The sequence below is a fragment of the Mesorhizobium abyssinicae genome (assembly GCF_049887195.1).
Classification (GTDB): Bacteria; Pseudomonadota; Alphaproteobacteria; order Rhizobiales; family Rhizobiaceae; genus Mesorhizobium; species Mesorhizobium abyssinicae.
Genome location: NZ_JARAKC010000005.1, coordinates 192,052 through 209,202, shown reverse-complemented (window position 1 = coordinate 209,202; position 17,151 = coordinate 192,052). Strand labels below are relative to the sequence as shown.

General features: G+C 64.7%; 19 protein-coding genes and 1 pseudogene. 7 read left to right on the top strand and 13 right to left on the bottom strand.

Going from position 1 to position 17,151, the window contains the following annotated elements; genetic code table 11:
- Positions 1-49: 49 nt before the first annotated feature.
- Together purL and PU724_RS13925 are read right to left on the bottom strand one after the other, a co-directional pair.
- Positions 50-2,290, bottom strand: a complete 2,241-nt coding sequence (purL, locus tag PU724_RS13930) for a phosphoribosylformylglycinamidine synthase subunit PurL (protein WP_292169431.1) — start codon at positions 2,288-2,290, stop codon at positions 50-52.
- A gap of 141 nt (positions 2,291-2,431) precedes the next feature.
- Positions 2,432-3,841 carry an aminotransferase-like domain-containing protein gene (locus PU724_RS13925; RefSeq protein WP_354421489.1) on the bottom strand — a complete coding sequence of 470 codons (1,410 nt, stop codon included), beginning with the start codon at positions 3,839-3,841 and terminating at the stop codon, positions 2,432-2,434.
- A gap of 91 nt (positions 3,842-3,932) precedes the next feature.
- Here PU724_RS13925 and PU724_RS13920 point away from each other — a divergent pair, with 91 nt between their 5' ends.
- Entirely contained in the window at positions 3,933-4,181 is a 249-nt protein-coding gene (locus PU724_RS13920; RefSeq protein ID WP_126054839.1) for a DUF1127 domain-containing protein, read from the top strand.
- Positions 4,182-4,217: 36 nt separating this feature from the next.
- Here the strand turns inward: PU724_RS13920 and PU724_RS13915 are convergent.
- From PU724_RS13915 to purC, 5 genes and pseudogenes are all read right to left on the bottom strand, one after another.
- Positions 4,218-4,847, bottom strand: a pseudogene (locus tag PU724_RS13915) (Pr6Pr family membrane protein).
- Positions 4,848-4,851: 4 nt separating this feature from the next.
- Entirely contained in the window at positions 4,852-5,262 is a 411-nt protein-coding gene (locus PU724_RS13910; protein WP_127282329.1) for a hypothetical protein, read from the bottom strand.
- A gap of 45 nt (positions 5,263-5,307) precedes the next feature.
- Complete coding sequence (purQ, locus tag PU724_RS13905; protein ID WP_127392923.1) at positions 5,308-5,976, bottom strand: phosphoribosylformylglycinamidine synthase subunit PurQ; 669 nt, start codon at positions 5,974-5,976, stop codon at positions 5,308-5,310.
- Between the two features lie 2 nt (positions 5,977-5,978).
- On the bottom strand, positions 5,979-6,221 hold the full coding sequence (gene purS, locus PU724_RS13900; protein ID WP_354421491.1) for a phosphoribosylformylglycinamidine synthase subunit PurS: 243 nt from the start codon (positions 6,219-6,221) through the stop codon (positions 5,979-5,981).
- Between the two features lie 34 nt (positions 6,222-6,255).
- Positions 6,256-7,050, bottom strand: a complete 795-nt coding sequence (purC, locus tag PU724_RS13895; protein ID WP_127311088.1) for a phosphoribosylaminoimidazolesuccinocarboxamide synthase — start codon at positions 7,048-7,050, stop codon at positions 6,256-6,258.
- Positions 7,051-7,327: 277 nt separating this feature from the next.
- On the opposite strand from purC, the gene PU724_RS13890 reads away from it, so the two are divergent.
- Together PU724_RS13890 and PU724_RS13885 are read left to right on the top strand one after the other, a co-directional pair.
- On the top strand, positions 7,328-7,648 hold the full coding sequence (locus PU724_RS13890; RefSeq protein WP_127282326.1) for a DUF1476 domain-containing protein: 321 nt from the start codon (positions 7,328-7,330) through the stop codon (positions 7,646-7,648).
- A gap of 162 nt (positions 7,649-7,810) precedes the next feature.
- Entirely contained in the window at positions 7,811-8,584 is a 774-nt protein-coding gene (locus tag PU724_RS13885) for an HpcH/HpaI aldolase family protein (protein WP_127282325.1), read from the top strand.
- Positions 8,585-8,605: 21 nt separating this feature from the next.
- On the opposite strand, the gene PU724_RS13880 is transcribed toward PU724_RS13885, so the two are convergent.
- Positions 8,606-9,163: an RBBP9/YdeN family alpha/beta hydrolase gene (locus PU724_RS13880; protein WP_320320922.1), complete on the bottom strand. Its 558-nt coding sequence runs from the start codon at positions 9,161-9,163 to the stop codon at positions 8,606-8,608.
- Between the two features lie 240 nt (positions 9,164-9,403).
- Between PU724_RS13880 and PU724_RS13875 the strand changes: the two genes are divergently transcribed.
- Complete coding sequence (locus tag PU724_RS13875) at positions 9,404-10,216, top strand: VOC family protein (protein WP_354421494.1); 813 nt, start codon at positions 9,404-9,406, stop codon at positions 10,214-10,216.
- Positions 10,217-10,419: 203 nt separating this feature from the next.
- Here PU724_RS13875 and purB read toward each other — a convergent pair whose 3' ends face one another.
- The 3 genes from purB to PU724_RS13860 are packed head-to-tail and all read right to left on the bottom strand — an operon-like array spanning position 10,420 to position 13,032.
- Positions 10,420-11,727 carry an adenylosuccinate lyase gene (purB, locus tag PU724_RS13870; RefSeq protein WP_292103286.1) on the bottom strand — a complete coding sequence of 436 codons (1,308 nt, stop codon included), beginning with the start codon at positions 11,725-11,727 and terminating at the stop codon, positions 10,420-10,422.
- Positions 11,728-11,785: 58 nt separating this feature from the next.
- Positions 11,786-12,310 (bottom strand): hypothetical protein, encoded by a 525-nt coding sequence (locus PU724_RS13865; protein ID WP_354421496.1) that lies wholly within the window; start codon positions 12,308-12,310, stop codon positions 11,786-11,788.
- On the bottom strand, positions 12,307-13,032 hold the full coding sequence (locus PU724_RS13860; RefSeq protein ID WP_292169453.1) for a DUF2259 domain-containing protein: 726 nt from the start codon (positions 13,030-13,032) through the stop codon (positions 12,307-12,309). The genes PU724_RS13865 and PU724_RS13860 overlap by 4 nt, the downstream gene beginning before the upstream one ends.
- Before the next feature lie 132 nt (positions 13,033-13,164).
- Between PU724_RS13860 and PU724_RS13855 the strand changes: the two genes are divergently transcribed.
- A complete protein-coding gene (locus tag PU724_RS13855) occupies positions 13,165-13,419 on the top strand; it encodes a DUF2171 domain-containing protein (RefSeq protein WP_354421498.1) in 255 nt (84 codons plus the stop codon).
- Positions 13,420-13,428: 9 nt separating this feature from the next.
- Here the strand turns inward: PU724_RS13855 and PU724_RS13850 are convergent, their stop codons facing one another.
- Positions 13,429-14,448, bottom strand: a complete 1,020-nt coding sequence (locus PU724_RS13850; RefSeq protein ID WP_292103294.1) for a P1 family peptidase — start codon at positions 14,446-14,448, stop codon at positions 13,429-13,431.
- Positions 14,448-15,521, bottom strand: a complete 1,074-nt coding sequence (locus PU724_RS13845; protein WP_354421499.1) for a branched-chain amino acid ABC transporter substrate-binding protein — start codon at positions 15,519-15,521, stop codon at positions 14,448-14,450. The genes PU724_RS13850 and PU724_RS13845 overlap by 1 nt, the downstream gene beginning before the upstream one ends.
- 174 nt (positions 15,522-15,695) lie before the next feature.
- Here PU724_RS13845 and PU724_RS13840 point away from each other — a divergent pair, with 174 nt between their 5' ends.
- Both PU724_RS13840 and PU724_RS13835 read left to right on the top strand, forming a co-directional pair.
- Positions 15,696-16,190, top strand: coding sequence for a flavin reductase (locus PU724_RS13840; protein WP_127286659.1), 495 nt, complete (start codon positions 15,696-15,698; stop codon positions 16,188-16,190).
- Between the two features lie 31 nt (positions 16,191-16,221).
- Positions 16,222-17,151 (top strand): AAA family ATPase, encoded by a 930-nt coding sequence (locus PU724_RS13835; RefSeq protein WP_354421501.1) that lies wholly within the window; start codon positions 16,222-16,224, stop codon positions 17,149-17,151.

Genomic DNA, 17,151 nt, shown 5'->3' with positions numbered 1-17,151 from the left:
GCGGATGCACCACTCCAAAGGCGACCAGAACGCCGTCCCGAGCACAATATTACGGGTCCACGACCTCGTTTGCCATGAAGCGAGGAAACCAGGATTCGTGGGCGGCGGTCAATTCGCTCACGGGGATCGCCCGGGCTTCGCCGAGTTTCAGGTCGCGGCCGCCGGTCGAGCCGATCCAGGGCGCGAAGATGCCCAGCTTGCCCTGGTCCTCGCGGATGGCGTCCCATTCCTTGCTTTGCGGATCGATCGACAGCGTCAGCAGATAGCGGCCCTGGTCCTCGCCGAAGAACACCGGGATCGGATCGGTGCCGACGAGGCCGGGGATGGTGGCGCCGATGCCCGACGCCATCGCCATTTCGGCCAGCGCCACGGCAAGGCCGCCATCGGAAAGGTCGTGCGCGGCGGTGACAACGCCGGAGGCGATCAGCGCGCGGACATGGTCGCCGACGCGCTTTTCATGTTCGAGGTCGACAGGCGGCGGCGGGCCGTCGCTGCGGCCGTGGATGTCGCGCATATAGACGGACTGGCCGAGATGGCTGCCCCAGGTCGCCGGCGCGCCGACCAGCACGATCATCTGGCCTTCGCCGGCAAAGCCGATGCGCGCCATCTTCGACCAGTCGGCGATCAGCCCGACACCGCCGATGGTCGGCGTCGGCAGGATGCCGCGGCCATTGGTTTCGTTGTAGAGCGAGACATTGCCGGAGACGATCGGGAAGCCGAGCGCGCGGCAGGCATCGCCAATGCCTTTCACCGCCCCAACCAACTGGCCCATGATCTCCGGCCGTTCCGGATTGCCGAAATTGAGGTTGTCGGTGGCCGCGAGCGGCAAGGCGCCGGTGGCGGTCAGATTGCGCCAGCATTCGGCCACCGCCTGCTTGCCGCCCTCGTAGGGATCGGCCTCGCAATAGCGCGGCGTCACGTCCGATGAGAAGGCGAGCGCCTTGGTTGCGTGGCCCTCGACGCGCACCACGCCGGCGTCGCCGCCGGGAAGCTGTAGCGAATTGCCCTGGATCAGCGTGTCGTATTGCTCCCATACCCAGCGGCGCGAGGAGAGGTCGGGCCCGCCAAGCATCTCCAGCAAGGCGTCCGCGACATCCGCCTTGGGCGCATCGTTTGCGGCGAGCGGCGCCGGCTTCTTGGGTTCGACCCAGGGCCGGTCATATTCCGGCGCCTGGTCGCCGAGATCCTTGATCGGCAGATTGGCGACCTCGTCGCCCTGGTGGATGACGCGAAAGCGCAGATCGTCCGTGGTCTTGCCGACGATGGCGAAGTCGAGACCCCATTTGTGGAAGATCGCCTCGGCCTCTTTCTCTTTCTCGGGGCGCAGCACCATCAGCATGCGCTCCTGGCTTTCCGACAGCATCATCTCATAGGCGCTCATGCGCTCCTCGCGCACCGGCACCCTGTCGAGATCGAGCTCGATGCCGAGATCGCCCTTGGCGCCCATCTCGACGGCCGAGCAGGTCAGGCCGGCGGCACCCATGTCCTGGATGGCGATGACCGCGCCGGACGCCATCAGCTCCAGGCAGGCTTCCAGCAGGCATTTTTCGGTGAAGGGGTCGCCGACCTGCACGGTCGGCCGTTTCTCCTCGATCTTGTCGTCGAATTCGGCCGACGCCATGGTGGCGCCGCCGACGCCGTCGCGCCCGGTCTTGGCGCCGAGATAGACGACCGGCAGGCCGACGCCCTTGGCCTCGGACAGGAAGATGGCATCCGTCTTGGCAAGCCCGGCTGCGAAGGCATTGACCAGGATGTTGCCATTGTAGCGAGGATCGAAATTGACTTCGCCGCCGACCGTCGGCACGCCGAACGAATTGCCATAGCCGCCCACGCCGGAAACGACGCCGGCCACCAGGTGCCGGGTCTTCGGATGGTCCGGCGCGCCGAAGCGCAGCGCGTTCATCGCCGCCACCGGCCTTGCGCCCATGGTGAAGACGTCGCGCAATATGCCGCCGACGCCGGTCGCAGCGCCCTGATACGGCTCGATATAGGAAGGATGGTTGTGGCTCTCCATCTTGAAGACGACGCAGTCGCCGTCGCCGATGTCGACCACGCCGGCATTTTCGCCCGGTCCCTGGATCACCTGCGGTCCGGTCGTCGGCAGGGTACGCAGCCACTTCTTCGAGGATTTATACGAGCAATGCTCGTTCCACATCGCCGAGAAGATGCCGAGTTCGGTGAAGCTCGGCTCGCGCCCGACCAGATCGAGGATGCGCTGATATTCGTCGGGCTTCAGCCCGTGCGCGGCAATGAGTTCCGGGGTGATCGGCACGGAATTGGAGATGGTCATGGGCGGCGATTTTTATCCGTGGGAGAGGGGAATTCGAGTCCCCTCTTATCGCAAGCTTGAGGCCGATACACCCCATAGATTGACGAAAAACGGCGGAAAGCCACAAGGTGGCGGAGGCTGCGGGATCAGGCGTGGCCGAGCTCAGGAAAAACTGTCGTAGCCGGCGCGGCCTTCATCGAGCAGGCGCCGGATCACCGCGACGCCACCGGCGACATCCTTGTCCTGCCGCGGTTGTGAGACGCCGAAGCGCACGCCATGGAAGACCTGTTCGGAGCGGCCTGCCTTGAATTCGTCCTCATCGTCGATGAGCACGCCCTGCGCCAGGCAGGCATTCTTGAACGTGCCGGAGAGCCACGGGTCCGGCAAGGTCAGCCAGACGAAGGGGACATTGTCTCTCGCCTCGAAGTCGAAGCCTTCAAGCGTCTCGCGCACGATGGCGATGCGCGCCTGGATCTCGGCGATGCAGCGCTTGCGGATATCGCCAGCCTGGCCGGACATCACCAGCCTGGTGCCGACCTCGGCCAGCAGGAAGGGCAGGCCGCCGGTCATCATCTTGTGCGCGACGCGGATGCGATGGCGATAGGCTGGCGGGCAGGAAAGCCAGCCGCCGCGTACGCCGGCGGCAACCGATTTCGACAGGCCTCCGGCGACAATCGTGCGCTCGGGGGCATATTCGGCCAGCAAAGGCGTTGGATCGTCGGTCAGATCGCCATAAAGATCGTCCTCGACTAGCGCCACATTGTATTCGCGCGCGATCTGCGCGATCGCCTGCCGCCGCTCCGCTGGCATCGTCACCAAGGTCGGGTTCTTCGCGGTGGGCATCAGGAACATCACCTTGGGATGCTTCTGCGCGCAGACGCGTTCGAAATCCTCGGGGTCGACGCCTTCGTTGTCGGTCGCAACCAGTGCCGTTCGGCGCCCGATCAGGCCGGCGCTGCGCGAAATCTGCGAATAGGTGAGATGCTCAAAGACGACGTAGTCGCCAGGCATGGTGAGCGCCGCGATCGCCGCCATCACCGCCGCATGAGTGCCAAGCGTCGGCACGATTGAATCGGGCGAAGGGTGGAAGGAATTGCGCGACAGCCAGCGGCTTCCCGCCTCGTACCAGCGCCCGGGAAAATCCCTCGTGTAGCTCGAAATGTCGTGGGGATGGTCCTCTGCCGTGCGGGCCAGAATTTCGGCAATGATTGCGCCTTGACCGACATCGGGCGCGGCGGTGCTGTCGAAGCGCAGCTTGCCGCTCGGTGCATCGAAGGGGCGCGTTCCTTGCGCGGCAGGTTCCAGCTCGACCTTCGGGTTCTCGGCGCGCTGCGCAAGCACATAGGTTCCGCGTCCGACCTCGCCGCTGACCAGGCCGCGTTCGCGCAGCAACTGGTAGGCGCGGCCGACCGTACCGACGGTGGCGCCGATGTCATAAGCGAGGTCACGCTGCGGCGGCAGTTTTGCACCGGCATCGATGACGCCCTTGTCGATATCTGATTCAATGCTGTCGGCAAGACGCTGATACAGCGGGCCTGAGCCGGAAGAGAGGTCTGGAAGCCAATTTGTCATGGTGACAATTTTCTATATTGTGCCGCCCGATGAGTCAATCCATATGAAGCCTGCGATTGATAGGATACAATCGAGACAGGGTAGAACGAAGATGGATACAACCGACACAATTCATTACATCGGCACCGGATTGGATGGGCGCACGAAGTCACGGGCTCGCAATGGCTTCGTGGATCGCCTCGTATTTGTGCTCGGCTCCGTCATGAGGCAGATTGACCGGATGCTGGATCGCCGCCGCGGCCGCCTGGCCTTGCTGGAGATGACGGACGAGCAGCTCAAGGATATCGGCGTCTCGCGCTGCGATGCGCATCGCGAAGGCCTCCGGCCGTTCTGGGATTGAGTTCACGCCCTCGAAGGATAGGGACGGCGCCGAACACTATTTCCGCAGCCGGGCAACCCAATGATCGGCGAGGACGGCGATGACGCACAAGAGCAGCAACAGTCCGGTTGTGGCCAGCGCTGAAACGGCGACGCTGGCCGCGCCGTTCTTCTCCACGTTGAGAAACGGCTAGGGGACTTCGCCGGCGATTGGCGCCCGCAGCAGCACATAGGCCAGGTAGGCGAGCGGGTAGACCATCCACCAGGAGATGTCGCGCCAGCGTGTGGTGCCATCGGCGCCGGCGATGAGCCACCACAGCACGAACAGCGCCGGCGTCACATAGTGCAGCAGCATATCGCAGAGCAGGAACAGTCCTTGCGGCTGCCACAGCCGCGCCAGCACCGTCGCATAGACGATGAAGACGAGGCTGATCGCCACCGCCACGCCCGCCCGCAGCCGCGATCCGGCAAAGGCCGGGAACCACGCATAGCCTGACGGCGACAGCAGCGACGTGTGCACCAGCACCGCCCCGATATTGGTCAGGATGGTGAAGAAGCTGAACAGGAAGACGACCGAGCCGAGGAAGCCGCGGCCGGCTTCCATCGACGCCGGGATGGTGATGCTAGCCTGCAGGACGAGCCCGATCAGGCCGACGGCCAGTCCCGCCTTCTGCAGGAATCGGCCCATCGCCTCAGGCGGCGGCCGCGCAGGACGGGTTGCCCGCCTGCCAGCGGGCGATATCGGAGCCGATGCGCGCGCCGAGCGGGTCAGCCATCAGCGGGCCGAACACATCGATGCGGCTGGAATTGCCTTGCGCCTGCACAACCAGCAGCGGCTTGCCGCCATAATGCTTGGCCGGCACCAGCAGGAAGCGCGGCGTGCCGCTGAACGAATTCAGCTCATTGGCCATCTGGTAGGGCTTGAAGGCCGGATCCTTGCTGGCGATCCAGCATTTATGCGCCGATATCGCCACCTGCTCCATGGCGAGCAGCGAGGCACTCTTGCCCGAGGGCGCCGGCGTGCTCTTCGGGCTCGACTGGCAGGAGGCGAGCGCAAGCCCGGCGGCAGCCAGGAGAGCAAGGCGAACAATCGTCAGTCTCATGGTCAGGCCGCCCCCGCGTTCCGAAAGGAATGTCCTAGAAGATAATCAAGCGGCGATGCCGAGGGCGCCCTCAAACAGCGCGCGGCCGTCGCTGCCGCCATGCGCCGCCTCGATCAGGTTCTCCGGGTGCGGCATCAAGCCGAGCACATTGCCCTTCTCGCTGATGATGCCGGCAATGTCGTTGATCGAGCCGTTGGGATTAGTGCCTTCGGCATAGCGGAACACCACCTGTCCCTCGCCCTCGAGGCGGGCGAGCGTCTCGGCGTCGGCGAAATAGTTGCCGTCGTGATGTGCCACCGGCGAGCGGATGATCTGCCCCGGCTGATAGCGGCGGGTGAACATGGTGTTGGCGTTGGCGATCTCGAGCTTCACCTGCCGGCAGACGAATTTCAGCGAGGCATTGCGCATCAGCGCACCGGGCAGCAGGCCGGCCTCGACCAGGATCTGGAAGCCGTTGCAGACGCCGATCACCATCACGCCCTTGGCCGCTTTTTCTGCCACCGCCCGCATCACCGGCATGCGCGCCGCGATCGCCCCGCAGCGCAGATAGTCGCCGAAGGAGAAGCCGCCGGGGATGGCGATCAGGTCGACGTCGGGGATTTCGGTGTCGGTCTGCCAAACGGTTGCCGGCGCCTGTCCGGAAATCTTGGTCAGCGCCGCGATCATGTCGCGGTCGCGGTTGAGGCCAGGCAGAAGGACGACGGCTGATTTCATTGTCAGGCGATCTCCACCGCGTAGTTCTCAATCACCGTGTTCGCCAGCAACTTGTCGCACATGGCCTTGAGGTCGGCTTCGGCCTTGGCCTTGTCGGTCCCGGCCAGCTCGACGTCGAACACCTTGCCCTGGCGCACCGATCCGACGCCATCAAAGCCCAGTCCCGAAAGCGCATGCTCGATCGCCTTGCCTTGCGGGTCGAGAACGCCGTTTTTGAGGGTTACGGTGACGCGGGCCTTGATCACGCTGGACATGCTCCTGATTGGATGGCGGCAAAAATTAGTGCTTCATGCCCTTGGGCGGCTCGGAGGAGGCTACGAGCACCGGCCCGGTCGGACGCGCCGGCTCGTTCTCGTTCATGATACCGAGGCGGCGGGCGACTTCCTGGTAGGCTTCGACCAGGCCGCCCATGTCGCGGCGGAAGCGGTCCTTGTCGAGCTTGTCCTGGGTGGCCACGTCCCACAGCCGGCAGGAGTCGGGCGAGATCTCGTCGGCGACGACGATGCGCATCATGTCGCCCTCGAACAGGCGGCCGCACTCGATCTTGAAGTCGACGAGCTGGATGCCGACGCCCATGAACAGGCCGGAGAGGAAGTCGTTGACGCGGATGGCCAGCGCCATCACGTCGTCGATCTCCTGCGGGCTCGCCCAGCCGAAGGCGGTGATGTGCTCTTCCGACACCATCGGGTCGTCGAGCGCGTCGGCCTTATAGTAGAATTCGATGATCGAGCGCGGCAGCACCGTGCCTTCCTCGATGCCGAGGCGCTTCGACAGCGAGCCGGCGGCGACGTTGCGCACCACCACTTCGAGCGGAATGATCTCGACTTCCTTGATCAGCTGCTCGCGCATGTTGAGCCGGCGGATGAAATGGGTCGGAATGCCCATGCGATTCAAATGGTTGAAGATGTGCTCGGAAATGCGGTTGTTGAGCACGCCCTTGCCATCGACCACTTCATGCTTTTTCTTGTTGAAGGCGGTCGCATCGTCCTTGAAAAACTGGATCAGCGTCCCCGGCTCGGGTCCCTCATAGAGGATCTTGGCCTTGCCTTCATAAATGCGGCGGCGATTTTTCATCTGATTTTTTCTCTGGATTTCCGGGCAGGCGGCAAACGACCAGTTCCTGTCCGTCTGCCTAAATTAGTATGGCAACGGCGGTGTTCAATGCCGGTGTCTATCCCAATCGCATTGTTTGCTCAATCGGCAAATCCTTCGAATCAACCGCTTTCGGGAATGAAATGCCGCAGCGCAGCAAGTGATGTAGCATATTGACCGGCCCGCGGCCTTTTGGTTTGTGCTTCGGGAACACACATGATTTACGCCTAAGCGAATCGGATTTGACCGGAGGGATGCCATGAGCAGCATGAAAGACCGCGAAGAGGGCTTCGAGCGCAAATTCGTCTTCGACGAGGAGCTTCGCTTCAAGGCCTCTGCCCGCCGCAACAAGGCGCTCGGCCTGTGGGCCGCCGAGAAGCTCGGCAAATCCGGCGACGATGCCGAGGCCTATGCCAAGCAGGTGGTCGTCGCCGACATCGAGGAAGCCGGCGACCACGACGTTTTCCGCAAGATCCGCAAGGATTTCGACGACGCTGGCGTTGCCCAGTCCGACCATCAGATCCGCCGCACCATGGACGAACTGATGGCCGAGGCGATCGAGCAGATCAAGAACACCTGATCTTTCATGAGCATGATGTCGTCTGAGACCCGCTTCACGCTTTTCGGCATCATGCTCTAGCTGGACCAATCGACCGCCCGCCTCAGTCGGGCGGTTTTTCTTTGCCTTGTCGCGGCTTCCAGCCGAAACTGCGATTGTTAACGAGGTAACGAGGAAGAGCCGATGTCCCTGAAGTCACGCCTGGCGGCGGATGAAACGCTGTTCACCGCATGGTCCGGAGTGCCGGATGCGCTGACGGTCGAGATCATCGCCAAGCAGGGTTTTGACGCCGTCACCCTCGATATGCAGCATGGCGGCCATCACGAGGACAGCGTGCTGCGCGGCCTGGTGCCGGTGCTGGCCGCCAACAAGCCGGCGCTGGTGCGCATTCCGGTCGGCCGCTTCGACATGGCGAGCCGGGCGCTCGATTTCGGCGCCGAGGCGGTGATCGCGCCGATGGTGAACTCTGTGGCCGACGCCAGGCTGTTCGCCGCCGCCATGAAATATCCACCGGTCGGCGAGCGGTCCTGGGGGCCGACCTATGCCTTTCCGCGTCACGGCAAGGGCGATCATGCCGAATGGCTGCGCGACACCAACCAGCGCACCATGGCGTTTGCGATGGTTGAGACGCGGGCGGCGTTCGAGGCGCTGGACGGCATCATTGAGACACCCGGCATTGACGGCATTTTCGTCGGCCCGTCGGATTTCTCGATTGCCTGGTCGAACGGCACCACCGTCAATTCGACGCTGGAAAGCATGATGGAGACGGTCGCCTCGATCGCCGAGCGCACGCGCAAGGCCGGCAAGCACGCCGCCATCTACGTCATCGAGCCGGCGGTTGCCGGTCGCGTCGTCGCGATGGGCTACCGGCTGCTCGCCATGGGCTCGGACCACACGCTGATTTCGTTGGGCGCCAAGACCCTGCTGAAGAGCATGCGCGATTCCATCGGTTCCTGAGCGCCACCGAGCGGCTACAGCTCAGGGTTCCCTTAATTCCGTCAGGAACTTGGCGAAGGTCATCGAGCCTTCAGGCCAGGGGCCGAAGCCGGAATCCGCGTTGAGGTGGCCGGCATCCCCGGCATCGATGAACAGCGAGCCCCAGGCGCCGGCAATATCCTCGGCGACATCGAAGGCGCAGAACGGGTCGTTGCGGCTGGCGATCACGATCGACGGAAAGGGCAGCGGCTCGCGCGAATAGGGGCCGAAGGTCATCAGGTGCCGCGGCCTGATGTCCGGATTGGCGACGTCGGGCGGCGCCACGAAGAAGGCGCCGGCCACCGGCCTTTGGAACTGCGGGATGGCCTGTACCGCCGCCGCCACGCCAAGCGAATGCGCCACGAGCACCACCGGCCGCTCGGCCTCGTTGACTGCCCTGGCTACATTCGCAGTCCAGTCCTCGCGTACCGGCTTTGACCACTCCGCCTGCTCGACCCGGCGCGCCGTCGACAGTTTCGATTGCCAGCGGGTCTGCCAGTGTTCGGGGCCGGAATTGGTGTAGCCCGGCACGATGAGGATATCTGCGTCCTTGACCTTCATGGCGCGCATGTAGCGAGCGCCGCCCTTCCGCGCAACCGTGCCGAACGACGGTCACGATCAAATTAGTGAACACCATGTTCGCTCCTTGCTCTCTTGTGTGAACGATCGAGATCGACGATCTGTGGCCAGGACAAGATAGCCGTGAAGGACCGGATTTCGGGGCTGACACGGCGTAGGATGATCGGCGGCGCGGGGCTCCTGGCTTTGGGAGTTTCGGCGGGCGCCCGAACGGAGACGATGATGAGTGAATTGCCTTTCGCCGCGACCACGCCGGTCAGCGTGTCGCGCGTCGGCCTTAAGGCGCGCGATGCCGAAGGGCTCGCCGCCTATTACCGCGCCGTTGTCGGCCTGCAGGAATTGAGCCGCGCGGATGGCGTGATCACGCTCGGCGCCGCCAACCGGCCGCTGCTGGTGCTCGAGCCCGATGCCGCGGCAAAGCCCGACGATCCGCGCAGCGCCGGCCTGTTCCACACCGCCTTCCTGCTGCCCAGCCGTGCCGATCTCGGCCGCTGGATCAACCACGCCGCGGCCAACCGGATCGCCATCGAGGGCGCGTCGGACCATCTGGTCAGCGAGGCGCTCTATATGACCGATCCGGAGGGCAACGGCATCGAGATCTATTCGGATCGCCGTCCGCAGGACTGGAAGTGGAACGGCGACAAGATCGCCATGGCGACCGAACGGCTGAACCTCCCCGCCGTCGTCGCCAGCGTGCCGGCAGGCGATGCCGGCTGGCAGGGCGCTCCGGAAAACACCATCGTCGGCCATGTGCATCTGCGCGTCGGCCGCCCGGAAGATGCGGAAGCCTTCTGGCATGACGAGTTCGGCTTCGACACGGTGGCCAGGTATGGCGGCCAGGCGGTGTTCCTGTCGTCGGGCGGCTACCACCACCACATCGGCGCCAATGCCTGGCGCAGCGCCGGCGCCGGCCGCCGCGATCCGGCCCGTTCGGGTCTCGCCTGGGTCGAGATGCGCTCGGACAATGTGGCCGGTGAGACGTCCCGCGAGGATCCGTGGGGCACGGTGATCAGGACGATTCCCGGCAAGGCGTGATGAGGCGTTAGCGACAGCCCCTTTCTCCCCGTCACTATACGGGGAGAAATGCCCGGCAGGGCAATGAGGGGCAGCGCAAAGCTTGCGAGATTATCGTTTCTGATACAAGGCGACGGCTAGCTTGTCGCCGAAGTCGGCGCCGCCCCCTCATCCGCCTGCCGGCACCTTCTCCCCGTATAGTGACGGGGAGAAGGACGCTTGCCTCACGCCTCGCCGAACACTCGCTTGAAGATCGTGTCGACATGCTTGGTGTGATAGCCGAGGTCGAATTTCTCGCGGATATCGGCTTCGGGGAGCGCTGCGGTCACTTCCTTATCCGCCAGCAATTCCTCAAGGAAATCAGCACCATGTTCCCACACTTTCATGGCGTTGCGCTGCACCAGGCGGTAAGCGTCCTCGCGTGACACGCCGGCCTGGGTGAGCGCCAGCAGCACGCGCTGCGAGTGCACCAGGCCGCGGAACTTGTTCATGTTCTTCAGCATGTTGTCGGGATAGACGAGCAGCTTGTCGACGACGCCGGTGAGCCGCGACAGCGCGAAATCGAGCGTCACGGTGGCGTCCGGTCCGATCATGCGCTCGACCGAGGAGTGCGAGATATCGCGCTCGTGCCAGAGCGCCACATTCTCCATTGCCGGCATGGCGAAGGAACGCACCATGCGGGCAAGGCCGGTGAGGTTTTCGGTCAGCACCGGATTGCGCTTGTGCGGCATTGCCGACGAGCCCTTCTGCCCCGGAGAGAAATACTCCTCCGCTTCCAGCACCTCGGTGCGCTGTAGGTGGCGGATCTCGATCGCCAGCCGCTCCACCGACGAGGCGATGACGCCGAGCGTGGCGAAGAACATGGCGTGGCGATCGCGCGGGATCACCTGCGTCGACACCGGCTCCGGCTTCAGCCCGAGCTTCTGCGCCACGTGCTCTTCGACATAGGGTTCGATGTTGGCGAAGGTGCCGACCGCGCCGGAGATGGCGCAGGTCGCAATGTCCTCTCGCGCATGCACCAGCCGCTCGCGGCAGCGCGAGAACTCGGCATAGGCCTGCGCCAGCTTGACGCCGAACGTGGTCGGCTCGGCATGGATGCCGTGGCTGCGGCCGATGGTGACGGTGTCCTTGTGCTCGAAGGCGCGGCGCTTCAAAGCCGCCAGCAGTGCATCGATGTCGGCAAGCAGGATGTCGCTGGCGCGGGTGAGCTGCACCGCAAGGCAGGTGTCGAGCACGTCCGATGAGGTCATGCCCTGATGGATGAACCGGGCATCCGGCCCGACGAACTCGCCGAGGTGAGTGAGGAAGGCGATCACGTCATGCTTGGTGACGCGCTCGATCTCGTCGATCTTGTCGACGTCGAATTTCGCCGCGCCGCCCCTTTCCCAGATCGTCCTGGCCGCTTCCTTCGGGATGACGCCGAGTTCGGCCAGCGCGTCGCAGGCATGCGCCTCGATCTCGAACCAGATGCGGAAACGGGTCTCTGGCGACCAGATGGCGACCATTTCCGGCCGGGAATAGCGAGGGATCATCAATCGGTCCTGACTTGGGGGCTTGTCGCCCGCCTCCTAACAGAGGCCGACGAAATGCTCAACGCTGCTGCCGCGCAAACCAGATGCCGGCGGCCACCAGTGCAATGAATCCCAGCGGAAAATAGAGCCGGATCCCGAGCACGACGAACTGGTAGAGCGCCGTCAGCATGGTGAACACCAACTCGAACGCCCACCGGATGGTGAAGGCCGGCGCGTGCCATTCGGCATAGTAGGAGCGGTATTGCAGCGCGAACAATCCACCGGTGAAGGCGAGCGTAGCGACCAGCAGCGCGACGAACGCGGCGGCGAAGGCAACCTCCCAGTGCCGGCCGCGTGAGACGAGCCGCGCCAGGAACAGGCCGACCGGGAAGGCGAGCGCGCCGCCGGCGGCATAGATGAGCGTGACGAAGCGGATCTTCGCCGGCGTCTCCCAGTCGTAGAGCAGGAGATTGACGAGCGCGCTGGCGCCCATCGTCGGGCCCCAGACCAGCGCGCCGGCAAACGCGGTGCGGGCCGAGGGCAGGGCGGTCCGGAAATGCTCGCCGATGCGACTGCGCGCCGTGGGTTGCGAGAGCGGTGTCACAGCCGGCCTGTCACCGCGATCCAGCGAAAGTCGGGACCTTCGAAGCCGTATTGCCGAACTGCGATCAGCACGGCATAGGCGCTCAAGCCCTGCATCGAGAACGTCTGCACCGCGCCAATGCGGTAGCCGTTCGGGCAACCGCGGCTTTTCGGGATGGACTTGTCTTCGTGCACCAGTTCGGTCTTGCCGCCATCCTTTGCCTCGATGCGCAGCAGGCGAAAGCCGTTGATCTCGCCCTGGCTCTGGCAGCCCTCGGTGTCGTTCAAGGGGATTTCGTCCAGCCGGAACTCGAGCGGCTCGTCGACCGGAGAGAATATCGGGCGCGGATTGACCGCCATGCGGTAGGGATCGGCGGAAAGCTCGGTTATGGCGTTGAAGCCGGCGGTGATGCCGCGATTGGCCGCGAGTTCCGCCTGGCCGACAATGGCTTCACCTTTCTGCCGCGCCTGCAGGCGTGCCTGGTCGAGCGTCGCGGCCTCGTCGTCGAGGCGCACCCTGATCGGCGTTCCCTTGAGAAAGCTGTCGCTGCTCGTGTCGATGTAGTAGCGGTTGGCATAGGGAAAGCCCGATCCATCCTGCACGCCAAATTCCTCGAAGGCGAAGACGCCGCCATCCTGGCTGAAGCCGAGGATTTCCAGCTCCGCGACGTCGCCGGCGCCGGCCGTGGCGACGGTGGCGAGCTGCGCGAACAGCCATGTGCAAATCAGAACGGGAATTCGCATGGACTTGTCGCTCCAGCCGGCAGGATTGGATCATGCCTATCACGTCATGGTGAACAGGACGTGCCCTCCGGCGGCAATGCATCCAATCCGGCCGTCGATTGTTGTTGTCGGCAGCTTCAATGGAGAACCACAATGACCGACACCAGCAAGATTCGCGAGCATATGGAAGTGATCGGCGCCGACGGCGTTCACATCGGCACTGTCGACAAGTTCGACGGCCAGCGGATCAAGCTGACCAAGGCCGACAGCGGCATGGGCTCGCACAAGGGTCACCACCACTACATTCCCCTGAGCCTCGTCGCCGAGGTCGACGGTAAGAAGGTCTGGCTGTCTGCCAATTCGGATGTCGCGGTGAGCTTCGAGGAAGAAAAGTCCGATCCCACCTGATCCGCCGGTTCAGCGCGACGACCACACCGGAAACAGATCGCCCTCGGCCGCTGTTGCGGCATGCACGCCGCGGCTGATGGCGCGCGCCATGGTGGCGCCGGCGGCGGCGTAGAGATCGATGGCCGCGTCGGCGCTAAGCTCGACGCCGCTCTTGCCGGTCGCCAGCGCGAAAACCAGATCGCCGTCTGCCGGCGTGTGCGCCGGCCAGATGGCTCGCGCGAAGCCGTCATGCGCCGAAATCGCCAGCCGTTTGGCGGCGGCCTTGGTCAGAACGGCGTCGGTGGCAATGACGGCAATGGTGGTGTTGCCGCCGGCATCCGCTTGCCCGCCGAACTGCTTGTCGCGGTATTTAAGCAGGATCCGCCTGGCGTCGGCGGGCATCGGCGAAGGGTAACCGAGGCCGCCGAACTCGTCGCCGATCTCGAAAGGCGCCGCCCAGAAGTGGCGGGTCCTGCCGACCGTCACCGAGCCGGTCGGGTTGACGGCGGCGAGCGCGCCGATGGTGACGCCGGTTTCAAGCACGGTCGAGGCCGAACCCAGCCCACCCTTGAGGCCCGACGTCAGCGCGCCCATGCCGGCGCCTGCCGTGCCCAATGCAAAGTCGGCCTCCGCCGCTTGTGCCGCCTGGTAGCCGAGCTCGCGATAGGGCGGGTAGCGGCCCCAACCTTTGTCGCCGCCATTGCGCAGGTCGAACAGGATCGCAGCCGGCACGATCGGCACGCGGAAGCCCCCGACTTCGACACCGATATTCCTTTCGCGCAACGCAGCCTGCACGCCCGACGCGGCGTCGAGGCCGAAGGCCGAGCCGCCCGACAGCACCACGGCATGGATCTCGTGAACCGAATTCTGCGGCTCCAGCAGGTCGGTCTCGCGCGTGCCTGGCGCGCCGCCCAGCACCTGCACGGCTGCCACCGCCGGATCGTCGCAAAGCAATGCCGTCACGCCCGACTTCAGCCTGGCGTCGGCGGCGTTGCCGACTTTGAGGCCGGCGACATCGGTGATCAGGTTGCGCGGGCCGCTGTGGAACATCAGTTGGCCTCCAGCGGCACGAAGCGTGTTCCGTCGAAGCGGAAGGCACGCAACGGAGACTGGCTGAGATCGCCCTTGTCGTCGAACCGGACTGGCCCGATCGCCGTCGTGAACTCATGCCCGGTGAGCGCTTCGGCAAGCGGCTTGCCCGAGCTTGCCGCCTCCGCCGTTGCGGCCCTGGCGATCTCGACCGCGGCATAGGCAGGCAGCGTGTAGCCTTCCGGCACGATGTTCTTGTCCGTGAAGGCCTGCACCACCTTGGGGTCGGCGGCCTCGGCCCATTCGGGTGGCGCGATCATCAACGTGCCCATGGCATAGGGCACGTCGCCGGCCGGCGTGCGCAGATTTTCACCGCCGGCAAAGGTGATGTCGGCGTCGAGCTGGGCAGCATCGCGCCCCATGATGGCGATGTCGTCGCCGTCGCCGCCGGCGAATACTTTGGTCGCGCCGGCCTTCTTCAGCCGGCCGATCAGTCCGATCTGGTTGTCGAGCTGCGGCCGGAACGTGTCGACGAACGCCGGCTTCAGCGCCGCCTGCTCGGCCGCGGCTCGCAAAGTCTCCGCGATTTCACGGCCATAGATCGTACCGTCGTCGATGATGGCGAACAGCTCTTTCTGCCACAGACGCGTGAGTATCCTGGCGACGGCGTAGCGCTCGTCGTCGCCGCGCGGGCCCAGCCGGTAGACTGGCCAACCGGTCTTGGCGCGCCGGTCGGTCAGGCTTTCGGTGCGCACGCCGACGGTGATGACGGGAATGCCGGCCTCCTTCAGGATCGGCAGCGCCGCCTCGATCGCCTCGGTGCAGAGGAAACCGACCACCACATTGACTTTGGTGGCGGCGAAGTCGCGCGCCGCGGCGGCTCCTCCTTCGGCGGTGCAGGCATCGTCGACCGTCTTGATCGTCGCGCCGTTCGTGTCGGCCGCCAACACGGCGCCGGCTTCGACCTGCTTGCCGAGGATCGCTGACGGGCCGGAGAGCGGCGCCGCGACGCCGACGACGAGGTCTTCGGCGCCCGCATTGCCGGCGAAAGCAATCGAGGCCAGCACCGCCAATGTCGTCATCAGGGGTCGCATGTGAGCGAAGCATTCCTCCCGTGCCGGCGGTAGGGTTGCCGGCATCCGCTTCGCCAAGACCTAAAGGCTGGCCGGCCCCGGTGCAACGCGAATTTCCGGATATGGGTCAAGCACTTCGCTTGTGGCATGCAATATGCCGCCATATATAACGATGGGTTCTGAGGAAAATCATCTGTGCTGAAGAAGAACGACATCGGGCCGCAGGCCTATCGCGACGCGATGGCCCATTTTGCCGGCCAGGTCCATGTGGTGACCACCGACGGTCCGGCCGGCAGACGAGGCGCGACCGTTATCGCCGCTTGCTCGGTGTCCGACACGCCGCCGACCGTGCTCGTCTGCCTCAACCGAGAAAATCCCAAGAACGAGCCTTTCGTTGCGAATGGCAGGTTCGCGCTCAACACGCTGGCCTCGCATCAGGAGCCGCTCTCGGTCGGCTTTTCCGGCATGACCGGCCTGCCGGTCGAGGAACGGTTTGCGCTTGGCGAATGGGACGTGATCTCGACCGGTGCGCCGACCCTGAAAGGCGCGCTTGCCGTGTTCGATTGCGAGCTGATCGACACCAAGGATCTTGCCACCCACCGTGTGCTTTTTGGCAAGGTGACAGGCCTGCGCATCGGCGATAATTTGCGCCCGCTGATCTATCATGATCGCGGCTATCGCGCCTTGTAGGTTCCTTGATGGCTGACTCCACGGAGATGGAATGACCGGCTTGAAACCGCGCCCGGCGCCGGGGACGATCGACGAGACGCTCGATCTCCTGACCGGCGCGGACTATGTGGCGGACCGCTCGCTGGCGACCGTTCTTTTCCTGTCATTGCGCATGAAGCGGCCGCTCTTCCTCGAGGGCGAGGCCGGCGTTGGCAAGACCGAGATCGCCAAGGTGCTGGCCGCTGCGCTCGGCCGCCGGCTGATCCGCCTGCAATGCTATGAGGGGCTCGACGTCTCCTCCGCGGTCTACGAGTGGAACTACGCCGCGCAGATGATCGAGATCCGCATGGAGGAGGCGGCTGGCAAGGTTGTGCGCTCCGACATGGAGCGCAACGTCTTCTCCGAAAAGTACCTGATCCGCCGCCCGGTGCTCGATGCGCTGACCGGCAAGGCGGGCGCTGCTCCGATATTCCTGATCGACGAGCTCGACCGCACCGACGAGGCCTTCGAGGCCTTCCTGCTCGAAATCCTGTCGGACTTTCAGGTGACGGTGCCGGAGCTCGGCACGATCAAGGCGGAAGAGCCGCCGATCGTCATCATCACCACCAATCGCACGCGCGAGATCCATGACGCGCTGAAGCGGCGCTGCCTCTACCACTGGGTCGACTATCCCAATGCCGAGCGCGAGCTGGAGATCGTCCGTCGTAAGGTGCCGCGGGCCAACAGCCGGCTTTCGGCCGAGGTTGTGTCGTTCATTCAGAAGCTGCGCCAGGTCGAGCTGTTCAAGGCGCCGGGCGTCGCCGAGACCATCGACTGGGCTGGTGCGCTGATCGAGCTCGACAAGGTCGCGCTCGATCCGGAAACGGTCTCCGACACGATCGGCGTGCTTTTGAAGTACCAGGACGACATCGCCCGCATCGGCGCGGGCGAGGGCCGGCGCATCCTCGACGAGGTCAAGGCCGAGCTCGCTGCTGCGGAATAG